The sequence below is a fragment of the Candidatus Palauibacter australiensis genome (genome assembly GCA_026705295.1).
GTDB classification, from domain to species: Bacteria; Gemmatimonadota; Gemmatimonadetes; order Palauibacterales; family Palauibacteraceae; genus Palauibacter; species Palauibacter australiensis.
Map to the genome: position 1 here is coordinate 21,036 of JAPPBA010000110.1, position 19,172 is coordinate 40,207.

General features: G+C 71.4%; 16 protein-coding genes. 4 read left to right on the forward strand and 12 right to left on the reverse strand.

Going from position 1 to position 19,172, the window contains the following annotated elements:
* The first annotated feature begins 75 nt into the window (after positions 1 to 75).
* Positions 76 to 1,800, forward strand: coding sequence for a gamma-glutamyltransferase (locus tag OXN85_08485; GenBank protein MCY3599994.1), 1,725 nt, complete (start codon positions 76 to 78; stop codon positions 1,798 to 1,800).
* Here OXN85_08485 and OXN85_08490 read toward each other — a convergent pair.
* The 7 genes from OXN85_08490 to OXN85_08520 all read right to left on the reverse strand — a co-directional run bounded on the left by OXN85_08490 (position 1,797) and on the right by OXN85_08520 (position 9,293).
* Complete coding sequence (locus tag OXN85_08490) at positions 1,797 to 2,666, reverse strand: xanthine dehydrogenase family protein subunit M (protein MCY3599995.1); 870 nt, start codon at positions 2,664 to 2,666, stop codon at positions 1,797 to 1,799. The genes OXN85_08485 and OXN85_08490 overlap by 4 nt on opposite strands.
* The gene (locus OXN85_08495) at positions 2,663 to 5,029 is read right to left on the reverse strand and encodes a molybdopterin-dependent oxidoreductase (protein ID MCY3599996.1); all 2,367 of its coding nucleotides are present in this window, start codon (positions 5,027 to 5,029) and stop codon (positions 2,663 to 2,665) included. The genes OXN85_08490 and OXN85_08495 overlap by 4 nt, the downstream gene beginning before the upstream one ends.
* 15 nt (positions 5,030 to 5,044) lie before the next feature.
* Entirely contained in the window at positions 5,045 to 5,512 is a 468-nt protein-coding gene (locus OXN85_08500; protein MCY3599997.1) for a (2Fe-2S)-binding protein, read from the reverse strand.
* Positions 5,513 to 5,661: 149 nt separating this feature from the next.
* On the reverse strand, positions 5,662 to 7,830 hold the full coding sequence (locus OXN85_08505; GenBank protein ID MCY3599998.1) for an SUMF1/EgtB/PvdO family nonheme iron enzyme: 2,169 nt from the start codon (positions 7,828 to 7,830) through the stop codon (positions 5,662 to 5,664).
* Complete coding sequence (locus tag OXN85_08510; GenBank protein ID MCY3599999.1) at positions 7,830 to 8,210, reverse strand: hypothetical protein; 381 nt, start codon at positions 8,208 to 8,210, stop codon at positions 7,830 to 7,832. The genes OXN85_08505 and OXN85_08510 overlap by 1 nt, the downstream gene beginning before the upstream one ends.
* 2 nt (positions 8,211 to 8,212) lie before the next feature.
* Positions 8,213 to 8,932: a hypothetical protein gene (locus OXN85_08515; protein ID MCY3600000.1), complete on the reverse strand. Its 720-nt coding sequence runs from the start codon at positions 8,930 to 8,932 to the stop codon at positions 8,213 to 8,215.
* A gap of 34 nt (positions 8,933 to 8,966) precedes the next feature.
* A complete protein-coding gene (locus tag OXN85_08520; GenBank protein ID MCY3600001.1) occupies positions 8,967 to 9,293 on the reverse strand; it encodes a helix-turn-helix transcriptional regulator in 327 nt (108 codons plus the stop codon).
* A gap of 218 nt (positions 9,294 to 9,511) precedes the next feature.
* Between OXN85_08520 and OXN85_08525 the strand changes: the two genes are divergently transcribed.
* Both OXN85_08525 and OXN85_08530 read left to right on the forward strand, forming a co-directional pair.
* Positions 9,512 to 10,636, forward strand: coding sequence for a hypothetical protein (locus OXN85_08525; protein MCY3600002.1), 1,125 nt, complete (start codon positions 9,512 to 9,514; stop codon positions 10,634 to 10,636).
* A 57-nt stretch (positions 10,637 to 10,693) separates the two neighbouring features.
* On the forward strand, positions 10,694 to 11,086 hold the full coding sequence (locus OXN85_08530) for a co-chaperone GroES family protein (GenBank protein ID MCY3600003.1): 393 nt from the start codon (positions 10,694 to 10,696) through the stop codon (positions 11,084 to 11,086).
* A 23-nt stretch (positions 11,087 to 11,109) separates the two neighbouring features.
* On the opposite strand, the gene OXN85_08535 is transcribed toward OXN85_08530, so the two are convergent.
* On the reverse strand, positions 11,110 to 11,649 hold the full coding sequence (locus OXN85_08535; protein MCY3600004.1) for a hypothetical protein: 540 nt from the start codon (positions 11,647 to 11,649) through the stop codon (positions 11,110 to 11,112).
* Positions 11,650 to 11,842: 193 nt separating this feature from the next.
* On the opposite strand from OXN85_08535, the gene typA reads away from it, so the two are divergent.
* Positions 11,843 to 13,708, forward strand: a complete 1,866-nt coding sequence (gene typA / locus OXN85_08540; protein ID MCY3600005.1) for a translational GTPase TypA — start codon at positions 11,843 to 11,845, stop codon at positions 13,706 to 13,708.
* 9 nt (positions 13,709 to 13,717) lie between these two features.
* On the opposite strand, the gene OXN85_08545 is transcribed toward typA, so the two are convergent.
* The 4 genes from OXN85_08545 to OXN85_08560 form a co-directional block, all read right to left on the reverse strand.
* Entirely contained in the window at positions 13,718 to 15,586 is a 1,869-nt protein-coding gene (locus OXN85_08545) for a TRAP transporter fused permease subunit (protein ID MCY3600006.1), read from the reverse strand.
* 18 nt (positions 15,587 to 15,604) lie between these two features.
* Positions 15,605 to 16,576 (reverse strand): TAXI family TRAP transporter solute-binding subunit, encoded by a 972-nt coding sequence (locus tag OXN85_08550; GenBank protein MCY3600007.1) that lies wholly within the window; start codon positions 16,574 to 16,576, stop codon positions 15,605 to 15,607.
* A 120-nt stretch (positions 16,577 to 16,696) separates the two neighbouring features.
* A complete protein-coding gene (locus tag OXN85_08555; GenBank protein ID MCY3600008.1) occupies positions 16,697 to 18,097 on the reverse strand; it encodes a sodium:solute symporter family protein in 1,401 nt (466 codons plus the stop codon).
* Between the two features lie 277 nt (positions 18,098 to 18,374).
* Positions 18,375 to 19,172, reverse strand: a 798-nt coding sequence (locus tag OXN85_08560; GenBank protein ID MCY3600009.1) for a P1 family peptidase, incomplete at its 5' end; no start/stop codon positions are given.

The following is a 19,172-nucleotide window of genomic DNA, read 5'->3' on the forward strand; positions in this document are numbered from 1 at the left end:
GAGGTGCATCGCCGCCCCCATTCGGCAGAGCTCGGGCCACGGGCTGCCGGGGACCGCAACATCGACGGAGGATCCATGAAGCCAGGCGTCCGAATGTACGGCACGACCGTTCTCGCGGTACTCGCGTTCGCGGCGGTTCCGCTTGGGCTGGGCGCGCAGAGTGCGCCGCAGGTCGCGCGCTCGGCGGACGGGGTCGTCGTGGCGGCGCAGCCGCTGGCCGCGGCCGCGGGCGCCCGAATGCTGGAACTCGGGGGGAACGCCGCGGATGCGGCCGTGGCCGCCGCGTTCGCGATCTCCGTGGTCGAACCGAGCATGAACAGCATCGGGGGGCGCAACCAGATCCTCATTCGGACGCCCGACGGCGGGGTCGCGGGCATCGACGGGACGACGTCGGTTCCCCTGGGATACGACCCGGCCACGGCGCCCCGCGCCGCCTACGGCTATCCGACCGTCGGCGTGCCCGGGTCGGTCGCGGGCCTCATGCGCCTGCACGAGGAATACGGCTCCCTCCCGCTGACCACGATCATGGCCCCGGCGATCGATTACGCGGCGCACGGGTTCCGGCTGTTGCCCGGCGAAGCGCGCCGCCAGGCCGGATCGCGCGACCAGGTGGCGGAGTCCGAAGGCGCCCGGCGCTACTACCTGAAGGCCGACGGATCACCCTACCGCCCCGGCGACCGTCTCGTGCAGTCGGACATGGCCGAGACGCTGAGGGCGATTTCCCTCGGCGGCGGCGACGCCTTCTACCGCGGCGAGATCGCCGGTCGCATCGCCGACGACATGGCCGCGAACGGCGGCTTCCTGACCCGCGTGGCGATGGCGGCCTACGAAGCTGAGGACTCGAGGATCGTGCGCGGATCCTACCGGGGGTTCGAGATCGTCGGCTCCGACATCCCGGCCTCCGGCGCGATCGCGATCCTCGCCCTCCAGATCGCCGAGGTCTTCGATCCCGGCGGCATGAGCGACGAGGCGTGGGCTTCCGTCATCGCCCAGTCCCTCGCCATCGCCATGACGGAATACCGCCGCCCGAGTTCGGACTCCTCCGCCGTGCGCGTGACGTCGAAGGCGTTCGCCCGCCAGCTCGCGGAGCAGGTCCGCGTGCCCGTGGAGGCCGCCATCGAATCGGGCACGGAGTCCTGGACCGCGTCGGGGGCCGCGAGTTCATGGTCCGCGGTCGGCGGTCCGGCGCTGCAACTGCCGCCGGAGGACGGCCACACGACGCATCTCTCCGCGGCGGACGGGAACGGCATGGCCATCGCGCTCACCCAGACGATCGGGCCCGGCATGGGAGCGAAGGTCGCCACCCCCGGACTCGGCTTCCTCTACGCCGTGACGCTGGGCGGCTACCTCGGGATCAGCGAGCCGGGCGAACGCGCGCGCTCCGGCATCACGCCGTTCATGGTCCTCGACGACGGCGAGCCGTTCCTCGTCCTGGGCGCCGCGGGCGGCATCCGCATCATCTCGGCGGTCGTCCAGGCCGTGACCCGGGTCGTCGATGACGGCCTGGCGCTACCCGCCGCGCTCGCGGCCCCCCGCGTGCATCCGGACATGGGCCCGGACGGACTCGCCGGCTTCTCCGTGGAAGCGGGCCCCGAGGACGGCTGGTCCGGGGCTTCGGTAGAGGAATTCCGGGAAATGGGATTCGAGATCACGCCCACGCCGCGGCAGGGCGCGTTCGGGCGCATCCACGGCCTGCAGTACGACGCCGCCACGCGCACCTGGATCGGGGCCGCCGACCCCGACTGGGAGGGCGCCGCCGTGGCGCCCCGCCCGCCGGGGCCGACAGGAGGTCGAGACTAGCCGGGCTGCATCCCGGGGCAGCCGGCGGCCTCGGCCACGGCGCGCGCGATCAGCACCTGCGCGAGGTGGACGCGGTACTCTGAACTCGCGTTCTCGTCCGCCGGGGGCGTCTCGAGTTCCGACACCTTCGACGCCGCCGCGAGGATCTGCGCCTTCTCGGACGCGCCGTTCAGGGCCGCTTCGACTCCGGGCGCCCGCAACGGCGTGCCGCCCATGTTCGTGAGCCCGATCGCGGCGCCCGCGATGCCCGACTCCGTCCAGTTCACGACCGCGGCCACGCCGACGATCGCCCAGTCCTGCGCGCGGCGCTGGAACTTCCGGTAGGCGCTGCCCGAGCCCTCCCGCTTCGGCACCCGGACGCCCGTCACGATCTCGCCATCGGCCGCGGCCGACATGAACGGACCGACGAAGAAGTCCGCCGCGGCCACCGATCGCGTGCCATCGCGTCCCGCGAGCGTGACCTCCGCATCGAGCGCGAGCAGCGCCGCCGGAAGGTCGGAGGCCGGATCCGCGTGCGCGACGGAGCCGCCGAGCGTGCCGCGGTGCCGCACCTGGGGATCGCCGATCCCTTCCGCCACCTTCGCGAGGAGGCCGCTGCCGCCCGTGAGTTCGGACGCGCCGGCCACTTCGTGATGCGTCGTCAGCGCGCCGATGACGACCGAGTCCCCATCCGCGTGCACGCCGCGCAGTTCGTCCAGGCCGCCGATATCGACGAGCAGCGAGGGCCGCGCGAGTCGCAACCGCATGAGCGGTAGCAGCGAATGTCCGCCAGCCAGCGGCCGGGCGTCCTCGCCGCCCTCGGCGAGCAGGCTCAGCGCCTCATCGAGAGACGACGCGCGCTCGTAGTCGAAAGACGCGGGAATCATGCCTCACCTCCCTGGGCCGCCTGAATCGCTCGCCAGACCCGTTCCGGACTCGCCGGCATCGGGATGTTCGTCACGCCGAGGTGCGAGAGCGCGTCCACGATCGCGTTGATCACGGCCGGCGCCGACCCGATCGTCCCTGCCTCGCCAATCCCCTTCACCCCCATGGGGTTCGAGGTGCTCGGCGTCACCGTTCGATCCGTCTCGAAGGACGGGAATTCCGCCGCGGACGGCACGAGGTAGTTGACCATCGACGAGGTCTCGAGCGTCCCATCCTCCGCGTACGTCGCCTCCTCGTACAGCGCGGCCGCAATCCCCTGCGCGACGCCGCCGTGCACCTGGCCGTCGACAATGACGGGGTTGATCACGGGCCCGCAGTCGTCGACCGCGATGTAGCGGACGAGATCCACCGCGCCCGTCTCCGTATCCACCTCGACGACGGCCACGTGCGTGCCGAAGGGGAAGGTGAAGTTCGGCGGGTCGTACACGCAGCTCGCCTCGAGCCCCGGCTCGGAGTCTTCCGGCAGGCTGTGGGCCGTCCACGCCGCGAAGGCGAGTTCCGGCATCGACTTCGTGCGGTCCGGCACGCCCTTCACCGAGAAGGTCCCCGCCTCGTACTCGAGGTCTTCGGGCGCCACCTCGAGCAGGTGCGCCGCGAGCCCTCTCGCCTTATCCACCACCCGGTCGCACGCATTGTGCACGGCGACGCCCGCCACCGCGAGGCTGCGGCTCCCGTAGGTGTTCATCCCGTGCGGCGCCACGTGCGTGTCGCCGTGGAGGACCGTGACGTCCTCGTACGAAATGCCGAGCGCGTCCGCCGCGATCTGGGACCAGGAGGTCACGTGCCCCTGCCCGTGCGGCGAGCTGCCCGTCACGACCTCCGCCTTTCCGGTCGGCAGCATGCGCACCGTGGCCGCGTCCCAGCCGCCGGCTGCGTACTTCAGCGAGGCCAGCACCTGCGAGGGCGCGAGCCCGCAGATCTCCACGTAGGAGGAGAACCCGACCCCGATCTGCTTGCCGCCCCCTCCCGCCCGGCGTTCTGCCTGGTCGCTCCGGAACCCGTCGTAGTCCAGCAGTTCCAGCGCCCGGTCGAGCGCGGGCTCGTAGTCGGCCGAGTCGAAGGCGAGCCCGCCCGGGCTCTGCACCATGTCGCCGGCCGGGAGGAAGTTGCGGCGCCGGATCTCCGCCGCGTCCACGCCGACCTCGCGAGCGAGCGCGTCGATCGCCCGCTCGATGGCGTAGGTGGCCTCGGGCCGGCCCGCGCCCCGGTAGGCGTCCGTTGGCGTCGTGTTCGTGAACACGCCCGTGCACTCGAAGTGGTACGCCTCGCCGCCGTAGCAACCGCAGTAGAGGAAGGCGCCCAGGAGCGGGACCCCCGGCGCCACGAGCTGCAGGTAGGCGCCCATCGCCGCCGCGATGTTCACGCGGTACCCGAGGATGTCGCCGTCGGAGGTCGCCGCGATCTCGATCTTCTGGACCTGGTCGCGGCCATGGATCGTGGCCAGGTATCCCTCGCTGCGGCCCGCGACCCACTTGACCGGCTTCCCGAGACGGCGCGCGAGGGCGATGCAGAGCGCCTCCTCGGCATAGACGTTGAGCTTGGAGCCGAAGCCGCCGCCCACGTCGGAGGGCGCGATGACCCGGATCTGGCCCTCGGGGATCCCGAGGGTGAGCGCGAACAGGACTTTCGCCACGTGCGGGATCTGCGTCGTGGACCACACGGTGAAGTCGCCCGTCGAGGGGACGGACTGCGCGACGACGGCGCGCGGCTCCATCGCGTTCGGGATCAGCCGCGGCTGCGTGTAGCGCTCACTGACGACCACGTCCGCCTTCGCGAAGGCCGCGTCCACGTCACCGTTCGTCAGCGCCCACGTGTAGCTCTTGTTGTCGTCGAATGACTCGTGCACGCGCGGCGCGTCGTCGGCCAGCGCCGCCTCCACGTCCACGACCGCGTCCAGCACCTCGTAATCGACCTCGACCAGTTCCGCCGCGTCCAGCGCCGCGTTGCGGCTCGTCGCGACCACGACCGCCACCGCGTCGCCCACGTAGCGCGCGGCATCCTGCGCCACGGGCCAGTGATCGGGGATCCGGATGTCGTCGGTCACGGGCCACGCCATGGGCAGTCCCGCCGCCCATTCATCGGCCAGGTCGGCCCCGCTGTACGCGGCCACCACGCCCTCCGCGGCCTCGGCGTCGGAAACGTCCACCGAGTTAATGCGCGCCGAACCGTGCGGACTGCGCACGAGCGCCGCATGAAGCATGCCGGGCAGCGTGAGGCCTTCCAGGAACGCGCCCTGCCCCGTGAGAAGCTTGGGATCCTCTTTCCTCGGGACCCCACCGCCAACGTATTTTTCAGCCGTCGCCATGTTCTCTCTCCTCGCCTAAGAGCCCATGTCGTCGGCGGCCGCGAGCACCGCCTTGACGATGTTGTGGTAGCCGGTGCACCGGCAGAGGTTGCCCTCCAGCGCGAGCCGGACGTCGTCCTCCGTGGGCGACGGGTTCTCATCCAGGTATCCCACCGCGGCCATCATCATCCCCGGCGTGCAGAACCCGCATTGCAGACCGTGGTTCTCGTGGAACGCCTTCTGGACCGGGTGCCAGTCGCCGTTGCTCGCGAGCCCCTCGACCGTGGCCACGTCCGCGCCGTCCGCCTGGACAGCGAGCACGGTACACGACTTCACCGACTGACCGTTCATCAGAATCGTGCAGGCGCCGCACGAGGACGTGTCGCAGCCCACGTTGGTGCCGGTCAGTTCGAGTTGTTCGCGGATGAAATGAACGAGGAGGGTGCGGGGTTCGACGTCCGCCTCGTGCCGAACCCCGTTCACGGTCATGGAGATGCGCTTCATGCGGCCACTCCTGATCCTGTGCCGGCGGGAGCGCCGGCGGAGCTCCCGGAACGGGACTCATCCGGCCGCCCGTCGGCCGGGGGGATTCAGTCTAGAACGGGCTGCGGGGCCGGGGCAACCGGGCCGGGCCCGGGAGTCGGCGGGAGTGGTTAGCGGGCCGGGTCCGGGGTCGGCGCGTCGAACGTGAGGGCGACGCGGAAGCCGGTGCCGCCGCCGACCTGCGGATGGGCGTGGCGCGCTTCGGCGGTGGCCAGAATGCTGCCGCCGCTGCGCCACGCCGAGCGTACGGTCCAGCGGAAGTGGTAGAAGGCGCCGCCCCGCCAGGTGGGACGCAGGCAGCGGCCTTCGCTCCAGTGATGGGACGCTTCGCGGACGGGTGAGCCGTCGGTGGGCACCTCGTCGTAGGTGGCCGTCCAGCAGTCGGCCGCGAGTTCGGACACGTTGCCCAGCATGTCGTGGAGTCCCCACGGGTTCGGCGGCAGCGATCCCGTGGGCGCGGTGGACCCCACCTCCCAGTCGAGGCCGCACTCGTCGCACACCGCGTGTCCGCTCCCGACCTCGTCTCCCCACCAGCGGGCGGTCGTCGTCCCGGCGCGGGCCGCGTATTCCCACTCGGCGCTGCTCGGCAGCCGGTACGGGCGGCCGGTCTCCTCCGCCAGCCAGGCCAGGTACATCTCGGCGTCGAGGTAGGAGACGTGGATCACGGGACGGTCGCCCCGCCCCCACCCCCTGTCCTCGGGCCGGTAGTCGCATCCTCCCGCTGCCACGCAGCGGTCCCACTCGTCGAACGTCACCTCGTACTTGCCGATGGCGAACCGGTGTCCGAACTCGATCCGCACGCGGGGACGCTCCCGCTCCCGGCTGAACTCCGGCCGGTCCGGCTCCCGGTCGAGCCCCAGGCGCCGGTCTTCTCCCTCGGCCCGCCCCATCACGAACCCTCCCGGCGGCATTTCCACCATGACCGGACAGAGGTCGCAGTCCCTAAACTCGCGCAGGCCCGCCGGGTTGGGCTCCGAGGGGCGCCGGGGCGGGGCCGACGCCGCGGCGGAGGACGATTGTCTGGACCCGCCGCGCAGTACCGACCCGATCCGAGCGGGCGGGCTCCCGGCGGCGGGCCCGCGGCCATCGCGGGCGCCCGATCCGCCGGCCGCCGCGGCGTCCGTCCCGATTTCGTACAGCGACACCCGGATCTCCCCCGTCTCCGGCACCGGCCGCACGGCGACCAGCCGCAACGGCGACACGAACCCGACGGGGATGGCGGGGATGTCGAGCGTCCCCAGGTATCCGCCTCCGGGTCCCATCACATCGATGACCTCGGGGATGAGACCACGCGTCCGCCGCGACACCCACAGCCCGCCCGCCGGATCGGGCGTGAACCCGACGATGGGAGACAGCACTTCTTCATATCCGGTGGCGTCGACCACTTCCCCGGCCGTCACGCCGCACTGCCGCATGAGGCTCCCGTACGGGCCCGGGCCGAAGGAGAGCGACGCCATCGCCATCGCCCGCGTGACCGGGATCGCGGGGGCCGCCGCCCGCCGCAGGCTGGCGAAGACCGCTCCCCGCGCGTAGCCGTCGATCCGGAACCCGTCCCCGTTCACGAACCAGAGCGTGTCGCCGCGGCTCGCCCACACCGCGTCCGGCGCGAACACCTTCGGGGCGGGCATGGACGCGCACGGCAATTCCATGAGCGACAGTTCCCGCCGCACGACGTGGACCGGTTCCGCTCCGCGCGGCGTGTGCACCGCCAGCGTCTGGTCCATCGACATGTCCGCCGTGGCCGAACCGACGGTCGCGAACCATTCCGCCGCCCCGCCCTCGCCGACCGCGAACCCGGGTCCCCAGTAGCTCGCCGGGAGCCGCTCCTCGCCCGCGAACTCTCCATCCGGGGACCAGCGGCTGAGCACGCCCCGTCTCGCGTCGAGCGCCACGAGCGTCCCGCCCGGCGCCAACGTCAGCGCGGACACGCCCCGAAACTCGCCCGGACCCTCTCCCGCCCGTCCCAACGCCTCCACGAACGCCCCCGCGCCGTCGAACACGGCGACGCGGGCGCCCGTCATGTCCGCCACGTAGACGCGCTCGGCCGCCGGATCCGCGACCACCCCCCAGGGGAGCGCCGTGAGCGCGCTGTCCGGCGTCATGAGATCCGCGATGTGCGCCGCCCCACCCGCGAACGGAGCGTCGCCGGCCTCGTTGTCGGAGATTGCCACCCCCGCCGAGTCGCGCCGCGACAGGCCCCCGAGACCTCCCTCCGGCTCCGGGGCGCAGGCGCCGAGCACGAGGACGAGACCGGCCGCGACCAGCGCCGGGACGCGCATCAGCGCGCCATTCCGGGATCCCGCCGACCGCTCGCGTACTGCAGGACGAGCCAGGCGATCGACGCCACGCCGAGGATCAGGAAACCGACGATGGACGAGCCCAGGGCGACCTGGATCCCGCCCCACGCCAGCCCCGCGTTCACCTCCCCCGCCCGCGAGATGGCTTCCGCGGCCAGCCAGACGCCGACCAGCGACCCGAGCACCCCGAGGCACGCGGCGAGCGCCCCGAGCACCAGGATGGAATGGATGCGCAGACCCGCCGGCGGGGCTCCGGACGACCGGAACCAGTCGGCCGTCGCGCGTCCGATTTGTACCAGCATCAGGATCAGCACGATCCAGATCGGATACTGGATGAACCCGAGCGATTCGAGGAAGGACATCGTTACCTCCGCGTTGATGAGGTGGGTGGGAGCCGCGAGGCGAAGAACGCCGATATGCGGTGCTCCATCGTTTCGTCGTCGATCAGGCGCGGGGTGATCGCGAGCCAGCCGAAGAGTCCGAAGATCGCCGCGCTCAACCCGAGCGCGGCGAAGGAGACGATGCGGCCGACGGCGTCCCACATGGCCGGCGGCGCAAAGGCTTCGGCTTCAAGCGCTCCGAAGGCGCCGTAGACCTCACGGGCGGCGCCCAGCGCCCCGAGGGCGACCGCGAGGACGATGAGGCCGATCTGCCGCTCCCACAGCCGGCGCCGCAGTTCGGGCCGCAGGTCGCCGTCGATCCAGAGACGCTTGGCGGCCCGGGTCCAGTTCGCGGCGAGCAGGGCGACGACGATGACCTGGGGCCAGGCCAGCACGGCCGCGGAGCCGAGCGGACCCGCTCCGAGAATCGTGATGCATGCCACCGCCCCGGCCAGGCCCGTGGCCACGAGAATCCCGAGGCGTTCCGCCCGGTCGATCCATCCCGTGCCCCGCGCCCAGCGGCCCAGAGGCGGGGCGTGCTGCGCCTCGAGTTGCGCGAGCGTCTCCGTCCCCGGCACGACCCGCCGGAGGGCGGCGCGGCGTGCCTGCGCCGGCCCGTATCCGCGACGTTCCAGTTCCGCCTGCAGCGCCTCCGCGTCGGCGTCGACTTCCTCCAGCACGTCGAGGCGGCGTCGCGGCGACACCGCGAGACTCCGTTCGACGTCGGCCAGGGGATGCTCAGGCCGCATGGGTCCCCGCGAAGAGTTCCAGCAGCACCCGAAACTGCCGCTCCAGTTGCGCCGCCCCCGCCGCCAGTTCGGCACGGCCCGCGTCGGTCAGTTCGTACGTCTTCCGCCGCCGGCCCTCCCCGCCCCACTTGCCGCGCACGTGTCCATCCGTCTCGAGCCGGTGCAGGATCGGGTAGAGCGTCCCGTGCTGAAACGAAAAGGCGCCCCCCGTCCGTTCCTCCACGGAGAGCGCGATCTGGTAGCCGTGCGCGGGTCCCCGCTCCAGGACCGCGAGCACGAGCAGCTCGTTGATTCGCTTCGAGAGAGTGGCCTGCAAGCGGCACCTCGTTTCGACCGTCCACGTTCACCTCGGCGCCCGGCTCACCCGGGAGCCTCTGAAGCATGATATAAAGATCATCTTTATATCGCAAATCTGCATACGGAAGAGATTCCGGACGGGGCGCGCCACGCGCGGCGGCGGGTGTCACGGGAAGCGATGAAGTGGCGGCGGTCGCGGGTATCCCCGACCGAGCCGGTCCACAACATTGGGGGCGCATGTATACGACCTGTATCTTCTGCCACGCCGACCTCAAGCGGAACGAAGCCATCGAGGAGTTCCCCGTCGGGCGCCGTCTGGCCTTCGACGGAGCCAGAGGACGGCTCTGGGTCGTGTGCCGGCGCTGCGAGCGCTGGAACCTGTCGCCGCTCGAGACGCGCTGGGAGGCGATCGAAGCCTGCGAACGCGCCTTCGAGGGCACCCGCATGCGGGTCGCCTCCGACAACATCGGGTTGGCGAAGCTCAAGGAGGGCCTCGAACTCGTCCGCGTCGGCGACCCCGTCCGCCAGGAGTTCGCCGCATGGCGCTACGGCGACCAGTTCGGTCGGCGGCGGCGGCGGGCCGTGCTCGTCACCGGGGCCGTCGGGACGGCGGCGGGCGCGGTCGTAGTCGGCGGCACGATCGCCGGGTTCGCGATGGGCGGCATCTTCCCGGGGCTCTTCCAGGGGGCTCAAGCCTGGTACCGGGACCGCGTCCTTCTCCGTCTCAGGGACGAGCACGGCGATCCCATCCGAATACAACGGAAGCACCTCTACACGTCTCGCCTGGTACCCAGCCCCGACGCATCGGGGTGGGACCTCCGCGTCGATCACATCCCGGGTTGGGACAAGTGGGGGAAGACCCGCAAGCGCAAGAACCGCCGGCATACGATGATCGTGCACGGGAGCGAAGCGATCGGCCTCGCGGGCCAGCTCATGGCCCACGCCAACCGGAGTGGCGGGGCCCGGAAGGCGATCCGCGCCGCGGTCGAGCGGATCGAGGAGGCCGGACATCCGGAGGCTTTCCTGCCAGGGGCGGCTCGCCGCGCCATGAGCGACTTCTCCGGCTCGGGAAAGGCGGATCTCCCCCCCAAGAAGGTCGAGAATCTCATGAAGCCGCTTCCCGGAACCCTGGCGGGTCTCAAGGTGGACATGCGGCTTGCCATCGAGATGGCGACGCACGAGCAGGCGGAGCGCGAAGCGCTGGAGGGGGAACTGAAGGAACTGGAGGCGCGGTGGCGCGAGGCCGAGGAGATCGCCCGCATCGCCGACAACCTCCTCGTCCCCGAGAGCGTGGACGGCTTCATTGCCAGCGAACGTTCGCGGGTCGACGACGACCCGGCGAAGGGAGCCCGAACCGGCTGAAGGCCCAGGCCGGCTGATCAACCTGTCCGGGGCCGCCCCCGTTCCCTATCGTGCCGCATGAGCGAGAAGAAACTCATCGTCGTCGGCGACCGCGTACTCATCGAGCCGCTGGAGGGCGAGGACCGCACGAACGTCGGCCTCTATCTCCCTCCCACCGCGATCGACAAGCAGGCCGTGCAGGCGGGAACGGTCGTGGCCGTCGGCCCCGGGACGCCGGTCGGTCCGCCCGCCGAACTCGGGGACGAGCCCTGGAAGATCGGCGCCACCGAAGCCCGCTATCTTCCCATGCAGGCGCGACCGGGAGACTACGCGCTCTTCTTCCGGAAGGCCGCGGTGGAGATCACCTTCGAGGGCACCCAGTACCTCGTCGCCCCCCAGGGCGCGATCCTCACCCTCGTGCGCGAGGAGAACGAAGAAGCCTCCGACGGCTTCGATCCCTCCTTCCTCTAGAGGCCGCCGCCAGCCACGACCTGCTACCGGTCGACGGGGCCGATCCGGTTGGGACGCAGCGAGTGGCAGTTCACCGCCCAGGACGTCGCCCGGGCCTGAACCGAGGCGTCACCCGCAGGAGATGCGGCGGCCGCTTGCCCCCGTAGCCGCGCCACCGCCCGTCCGACCATGTCCCCGCGACTGCGGCGCAGCGCCACAGCGCCCCGCACCTCCGGACTCGACCACACGACCCAGAGCGTGTCGGCCCGCGTGAACCAGCGCGTCTCCATGCCGGAGAGGTCTCCGTCTCCCGCGAGAGGGACGGCCTTGTAGGCGGTCATCTCCCTCCCGTACGCGTCGACGGAGTCGGCGAACAGCATGAGCGACCGTACGACAGGCGGATCGGCCTCGGGAGCCTCGCCGCCCTCGTCCGCGAGCCAGATATCGAACTGGAGGTGCCGGCAACCCAGGAAATCCCACAGGCGAAGATCGGCAGGTTCGGGCGGGGGCGGCGGTTCGACCTCCCGGAAGCGGAACCAGATCGAGACCCAGACGAAGACGACCGACAGTCCGGCCACCGCCATCCACTTTTTCGTTCTCAGCTCGCACCTCCGGCCGCGCCAGAATCGCCGCGGCAACCTAGTGTCGCCCTCGCCGCCATGCACACGCCCTCGCCACCCCGCACCGCTTTGTCGTTCGGTGCCGGCGACGGTAGAATATCCACGCGATTCCCCGCCGTTTCCCCCCAACCGCGAGTACGCGGAAGTCGAGGCCTGCGTGGCGCCCCCGCCCGGGAAGATCAGGAACATTGCGATCATCGCCCACGTCGATCACGGGAAGACGACGCTCGTCGACCACATGCTGCGGCAGGCGGGCGCCTTCCAGTCGCACGAGCGCGTCGAGGAGCGCGTCATGGACTCCAACCCGCTGGAGCGCGAGCGCGGCATCACGATCCTGTCGAAGAACACGGCCGTGCGCTGGGGCGAGACGCGGATCAACATCGTCGACACGCCTGGCCACGCGGATTTCGGCGGCGAGGTCGAGCGCATCCTCCGGATGGTGGACGGCGTGCTCCTCCTGGTGGATGCCGCCGAGGGGCCCATGCCGCAGACACGCTTCGTCACGCGGAAGGCCCTCGCGCTGGGGCTCGCGCCCGTGGTGGTGATCAACAAGGTGGACCGGCCCGACCAGCGCGCCACCGAAGTGCACGACGACGTGCTGGAACTGTTCCTGGAGTTGGACGCCACCGAGTCCCAGCTCGACGCCCCCTTCCTCTACGCGAGCGCGCGGGACGGCTGGGCATCGCCGGACAGCGAGGCGCGCGGCGGAGACCTGGAGCCGCTGTTCGAGACGATCGTGGCGGCGGTCCCCACCCCCGCCGGCGACCCCGAGGGACCGTTCCAGATGCTGGCCTCGACGCTGGACCACTCCAGCTACGTGGGGCGCATCGCGATCGGCCGCATCGAGCGGGGCGCCGTGGCCGAGGCGGATCGGGTGGTGCTGCTGCCGCTCGGCGAGCCGGGGCCCGTCCCGGACGACGAGGCGATCCCGGCCCGGGTGCTCAAGATTTACGGCTTCGACGGCCTGAAGCGGGTCGAAACGCCCCGCGCGAGCGCCGGCGACATCGTGGCGCTGGCGGGACTCGAAGGCGTGGAGATCGGCCAGACGGTCACGGACCCCGGCCACAGGGAGCGCCTCCGGGGGATCGCCGTCGAGCGGCCCACCCTCGCGGTGGATTTCCGGGTCAACGACGCCCCCTTCGCCGGGCGGACGGGCAAGTACGTCACGACCCGGCAACTGCGCCAGCGCCTCTTCCGGGAACTGGAGAGGAATGTCGCCCTTCGCGTCGAGCCCACGGAGTCGCCCGACACCTTCTCCGTCTCGGGGCGCGGGGAACTCCACCTCACGATTCTCATGGAGACGATGCGTCGGGAGGGGTACGAGTTCTCCGTCTCGCGCCCCCGCGTCATCCTGCGGGAGGGACCGGACGGGGAGGTCCTGGAGCCGTACGAGGAGGCCGTGATCGAGGTGCCGTCCGGGATGGTCGGCGTGGTGATGGAGAAGATGGGAAGCCGGCGGGCTGAACTCCTCTCGATGCGGCCGACGGACCAGGGCCCGGTGCGCCTCGACTTCAGGCTTCCGTCGCGCGGCCTGTTCGGATACCGCTCCGAGTTCCTCACGGACACGCGCGGCGAGGGCCAGTTGCACCACCGCTTCCTCGAGTACGGCCCCCGAGCCGGACGCCTCGAACACCGGCGCCGGGGAGTGCTCGTCGCGGACCGCCCGGGAACGTCGGTGGCCTTCGCCCTCTTCAACCTGCAGGAACGGGCCGAGATGCTGATCGGCCCCGGCGTCGAGGTCTACAGCGGGATGATCGTGGGCGAGCACGTCCGCGCCGGCGACCTCGAGGTCAACGTGTCGAAGGGGAAGAAGCTCACGAACATGCGCGCCGCCGCCGCGGACGAGAACGTGCGCCTGGAGCCGCCGCGCGAACTGACGCTGGAACTCGCCCTCGAGTTCATCAACGACGACGAGCTGATCGAGATCACGCCCGACGCGATCCGCCTCCGCAAGCGCAAGCTCGACCCGATCGAGCGCAAGAAGGCGATGCGCCGCGCCGCCGCCGAGGCGCGAGGAGACTGACGCCCGCGGCTACCCGGTTTTCCGTGCCCTCCGCGCGTTCTGGGCGTGGAGAGCCAACACCGTGGCGCCCAGCAGCACGCCGGCGATCCGTGCCGGGTCGTTCGGGACCAGGATGAGGGCGCCCGCCAGGGCGAACAGGGCGCGCTCGGCGCCGCCGCATGCGGCCACCGCGAACCCTTCGATCGCGTACGCCGCGACCGAGATGAGCGCCACCGTGCAGAGGATGGCGAAGATGAACGCCGGCACGGAGGTGCCGTCCACCAGGATCAGGGCCGAATAGGCCATCATCGCGGGCACGATGAAGAAGCCGAGGGAGAGCTTCACGGCCTGGGTCGCCGTCCGCATGGGCGCGGAACCCGCCACCCCGGCCCCCGCGAAGGCGGCGAGCGCGATGGGCGGCGTCACGTTCGACGTCTGCGAGAGCCAGAAGATGATCATGTGCGCGACGAGGAGGGAGAGCCCGAGCCCCTCCAGCGCCGGCGCGGCCATGACCGAGATCACGATGTAGGCCGCGGTCACGGGCAGTCCCATCCCGAGGACGAGCGCCGCGATCGCAATGAAGATGAGCGCGAGCCACAGCAGCCCGCCCGCCGCCTGCACGACGGATTCGGTGAACTGGAGGCCGATCCCCGTCTGGCCGATCACGCCCACCACGATCCCGGCCGTGGCGCACGCGAGCGAGATCGGCAGCGCCAGCACCGCGCCTGTCCGCAGCCCCTCCAGGATCGTGCGCCAGCCGACCCGCGTCCGCTTCCGCGCCATCCCCGTCACGACGACGGCGAGGCAGCCCACCGCCCCGACCAGCGGGGGCGAGTAGTTGAGGAGGAGGAGCGCGACGACGAGCCCCAGCGGAAGGAGGAAGTGGACGCCCTCGCGCAGCGTGCGCCGCACCGGCGGCGGGTTCTTCATCCCCCGGAGTCCCAGTTTCAGGGCCATGAGGTGGACGAAGAGGAGCGTGCAGCCGAAGTAGAGGATCGCGGGCGCGATGGAGAGCGCCACGATCTCCCGGTACGGGGTGTTCGTGAAGTCCGCCATGATGAAGGCGCCGGCGCCCATGATCGGCGGCATGATCTGGCCGCCGGTGGAGGCGGCCGCCTCGATCCCGCCCGCCTGCTCCGGACGGTAGCCGAGCTTCTTCATCATCGGGATCGTGAGCGCGCCCGTCGTCACCGTGTTGGCGATCGCCGAGCCGGAGATCGACCCCATGGCCGCGGAGGCGATGACGCTCGCCTTGGCCGGCCCGCCCCGGAAGCGGCCCGCAGCGGCGAAGGCGAGGTCGATGAAGAAGCGCCCCGCCCCCGTCACCTCGAGGAACGCCCCGAAGAGGACGAAGATGAACACGGTCCCCGCCGCGATCCCCAGCGGCGTCCCGAACAGGCCCGACCCCGTGAAGATCTGGAAGCGGAGGATGCGCTCCAGCGTGAAGCCGCGATTCGCGATCACGTCCGGCAGCAGGTCGCCGAACCCCGCGTAGAGGAGAAAGACGAGGCCCACCGCGACCATCACCCAGCCCACGGCCCGGCGGGTCGCCTCGAAGAGGAGGATCACGAACACCAGGCCCGCGATCAGGTTGTGGGTCGTGAGTCCGTCCAGGATGTGGTCGACCCCGCGGTAGTCGAAGCCCACGATGACCCACCCGCAGTAGAGGGCGACCAGCGCCAGAGCGGCATCGAGCCACAGGCTCCAGCGGGGCGCGGGGCCCTCCCCCGTCCACGAGGGCTTGGCGAGGAAGGTGAGGACGACGACCCAGGCGAGGTGGATGGGCCGGCCGAGCGTGGCCGAGAGCGTGCCGGTCGTGCTCTGCCAGAGCTGGAAGAGGGAGAGCCCTACCGCGAGGGCGAAGATGATGCGCCGCCACGGCGGCCGCCGGGTCGTCAACGGATCGTCAATGCGCCGTCAACGCGCCGCGGGGTCCAGAACTTCGTCGAAGTAGCGCCGGGCGCCGGGGTGGAGCGGGAAGTCGCCCACGTCGCGCGCGGAGGGCGGCGTGATGAAGCTCGCCACCCCGGAGATGTTCTCGAGATCCTCGCGGCGCTCGAGCATCGTGCGCGTGAGATCGTAGGCGAGTCCCGCCTCCATCGCGCGGTGGACGACGACCAGGTTCCAGAGCGTAGGCGTGAGCACCGCCTCATCCACGCCGCGGTAGACGCCGGGTGGCACACGGAAGCCGCTGTACGCGGGCTCCGACCGGACGATCGTCGCGATCTCATCCTCCGAGAAGGGGACGAGGACCATGGACCGGGAGACGCCGATCTCGACCACGGCGGGCATGCCCACGCCGCCCGCGATGAACCCGGCATCCAGCGTCCCGTCCTTGAGCCCGTTCGACATCTGCGCGTAGTTGAGCTGCCGCACGGTGAAGTCGGACTCCCCGATCCCCATCGCTTGGAGCACGTTCCAGGCGGTGACCGCGTTCCCCGACCCCGGCGGGCCCACCGATACGCGGCGCCCGCGGAGGTCCTGCACGGACTCGATCCCCGTGCTCCGGATCGTCACGAGGTGCACGACGTTGGGATAGAGCTTCCCGAGCGAGGCGAGCGGCATGGGCTCCGGGAAGCGCCCGCGGCCGGCCAGCGCCGCGGCGAGCGCGTCCGCCTGCGTGAAGCCGACCTCGCTCTCCCCCTTGGCGACTTGGATGAGGTTCGTCACGGAGCCGGCGGTGGTCTCGGCCTTCATGTTCACGCCGTCGACGTGCCGCGACCAGATCGACGCCAGGCCGCCCCCGAGCGGGTAGTAGAGCCCGTTCGTGTTCCCCGTCGCGATCGAGAGCGTCCGCTGCCCCTCGCCCCCGCAGCTCGCGGCGCTGGCAGCCGCCGCAATGCAGATCAGGACTCGGCGTACGGCTCTGTTGAAGGCCCCTGCCGGCATGGTCGTCCCTTTCTGTCGTCAGGTGGCCGGGAGGTTAGCCCTGCTCCCACTCGATATCCAGCGTACGACGGGCGTTTCCTTGCAAATCCGGAATGGCGTGCCGGATTTGCAAGGATGACATCACGCGCCGCGCCGGCGTCCGCGGGCCAGCGCGACGAGGGCGAAGGCGGCGGCGGAGACGACGAGGCCGATGAGCGTGCGGTCGAGGAGGGCGGGCGCGTCGGCCGGGGCGAAGATGTGGACGGCGCCCAGCGCCGCGAGGCCGGCCCCGATCGCGGCCAGGGCTTCCGGTACGCCGGCGCGCTTTGAGTGGAGCCCGGCAGCCACCGGAACGAACAGGCTCACGCTCAGGATCGAGTAGAAGATCGTGAGCGACGCGATCACGCTCTCGAGCCAGAGCGCGAGCAGCACGCCCAGCGTCCCCCCGGCAATCGCGGCGCCTCGCGCCACCCGTAGCACCTGCTGGCTCGTCGCCTCGGGTCTCAGGGATCCCTTGTAAAGGTCCTTCGAGAGAGAGGTCGAGAGCATGAACAGCCCGGCGTCGGCCGAACTCACCTCGGCGGAGAACACCGCGGCGAGGCCGAGCAGCCCCAGCGCGGGCGGCAGCGCGGTGGCGAGGAGCATGGGCAGGGCCTGCTCGCGGCTGGCGAGCGCGGGATCGTAGACGCGGGCGATCATGCCGAGCAGCGTCGGCGCGAAGGCAAACAGGATGAGCCCGACGCCGGCGGCGAGGAGTCCGATCCGGATCGCCCGGGGACCCGTCGCTCCGTAGGCCTTCTGCACCAGCCCCGGGGAGATGATGAAGGCGGGCGCGAGGAGGGCGATGTAGACCCACCCGGACCCGCCGCCCTGCCACAGATTCAGGTAGTCCGGCGACGTGCGCGCAGCGGTGGCCTCGACGGCGGCCCAGCCGCCGATGTCGGAGAGCGCCCACGGGATCGCGACCGCGAACCCTGCGAGCAGCACGATGAGCTGGACGAGGTTGACCCAGGCCGACGCCACCAGGCCGCCGGCGCTGAAGTAGACGATGACGACGATCCCGCCCACGAGCGCGCCGATCCAGCGCGGGGTTCCGGCGACGACCGAGACGATCTCGGCCATGGCGATGAGCTGCCCGGACACGATGGTCAGGGTGGCGAACCAGAGCAGAACGGCGATCAGCAGCCGCACGGAGCGGCCGTAGCGCAGGTCGAGGTAGTCGCCCATGGTGAGGAGCCCGTGGCGCGCGGCCACCTTCCAGATGCGCGGCCCGACCCAGAGGGCGAGCAGGATCGTCCCGATGCCGGCCGAGCCGACCCACCACCACGCGCTGAGCCCGTCCCGGTAGCCGAGTCCCGCCGCGCCCACCGTCGTGCCCGCCCCGAGGTTGGCGGCCAGCACGGTGGCGAAGAGCAGCACCGGCCCGAGCTTCCGGTCCGCGACGAAAAAGCTCCCCGCCCGGCCAACCCGCCGCCCAATCCACGCCCCCAGCGCCACGAGCCCCGCAGCGTAAGCGAGTAGCACCCACAGGCCGGCGTTCACGCGATCACGGCAAGCTTACCGGGCCGCGTTCAAGACGGCCGCGTCCGAGAGGGACTACGGAGCGTCATCCGCGTCCGAACCGGGCCTGATCGTCTTCAAGCTCAAGCGCCCTCGGCCGATCCAGATCGACGCCCGGACGGGGCGCGGCGCGCACAGTCACCAGGCGGAAGGGCGCTGGCACCGACCGCTCGGGCCGTTTGGATTCGGAGTCTGGAGAGCGGGGGGTCGTCGGTTTCATACGAGAAGAATAGCCGCGGTTGATCGGCCGCTCCAACGATCAGCCGCCGGTGCCCTCCAGATCTGCCACGGAGGGGAGGCCGGGGAGGCCGGTGGCGGCGCGGACGGCGCGCAGGATCGCCTCGGCGACCATGTCCGCGGCGAGCGCGCCGATCCGCGCCAGACCTGCGTCGTCCGTGTGCGTGCCGGTGGCGAGGCCGAACAGGGTGTCGCCGTCGCTCGGGGTGTGGGCCGGGTAGATGGCGCGGGCGAGCCCGTCGTGCGCCATCTGCGCGACCTTCGTGATCTCGGCCTTCGAGAGGCGCGCGTTCGTCGCCACGACGCCGATGGTCGTGTTCTCGACGGAACGGTCGCCGTCCGGCGCGTCGTCCGGCGGCCGCACGGCGCCCTCGCGCAGCAGAGCGCGAGCGTCCGCGAAGCCCGTCCCGGCCTCGGTGCGGACGCCGGCCACGACCTCTCCCGTGGCCGGATCGATCACGTCGCCGACCGCATTGACCGCCACGACCGCCGCCACGGTGAGACCGTCCTCAAGGGTGATCGAGGCGGTGCCGATCCCGCCCTTCATCGCGCGGCCGCGGCCGCGGAGCTTCCCGACCGTCGCTCCGGCCCCCGCGCCGACGCTGCCCTCGGCGGGCGCCGCCGTGCTCGCCGCGCGGGCGGCCTCGTAACCGCACTCCGGCCCCGGCCGAACGGACCCGCCGCCGATGCCGAGATCGAACAGGATCGCGGCCGCCACGATCGGGACGACATGGTCCCCGGCCCGGTATCCGATCCCGCGCTCCTCGAGATACCGGACCACGCCCGACGCCGCGTCGAGGCCGAACGCGCTCCCGCCCGA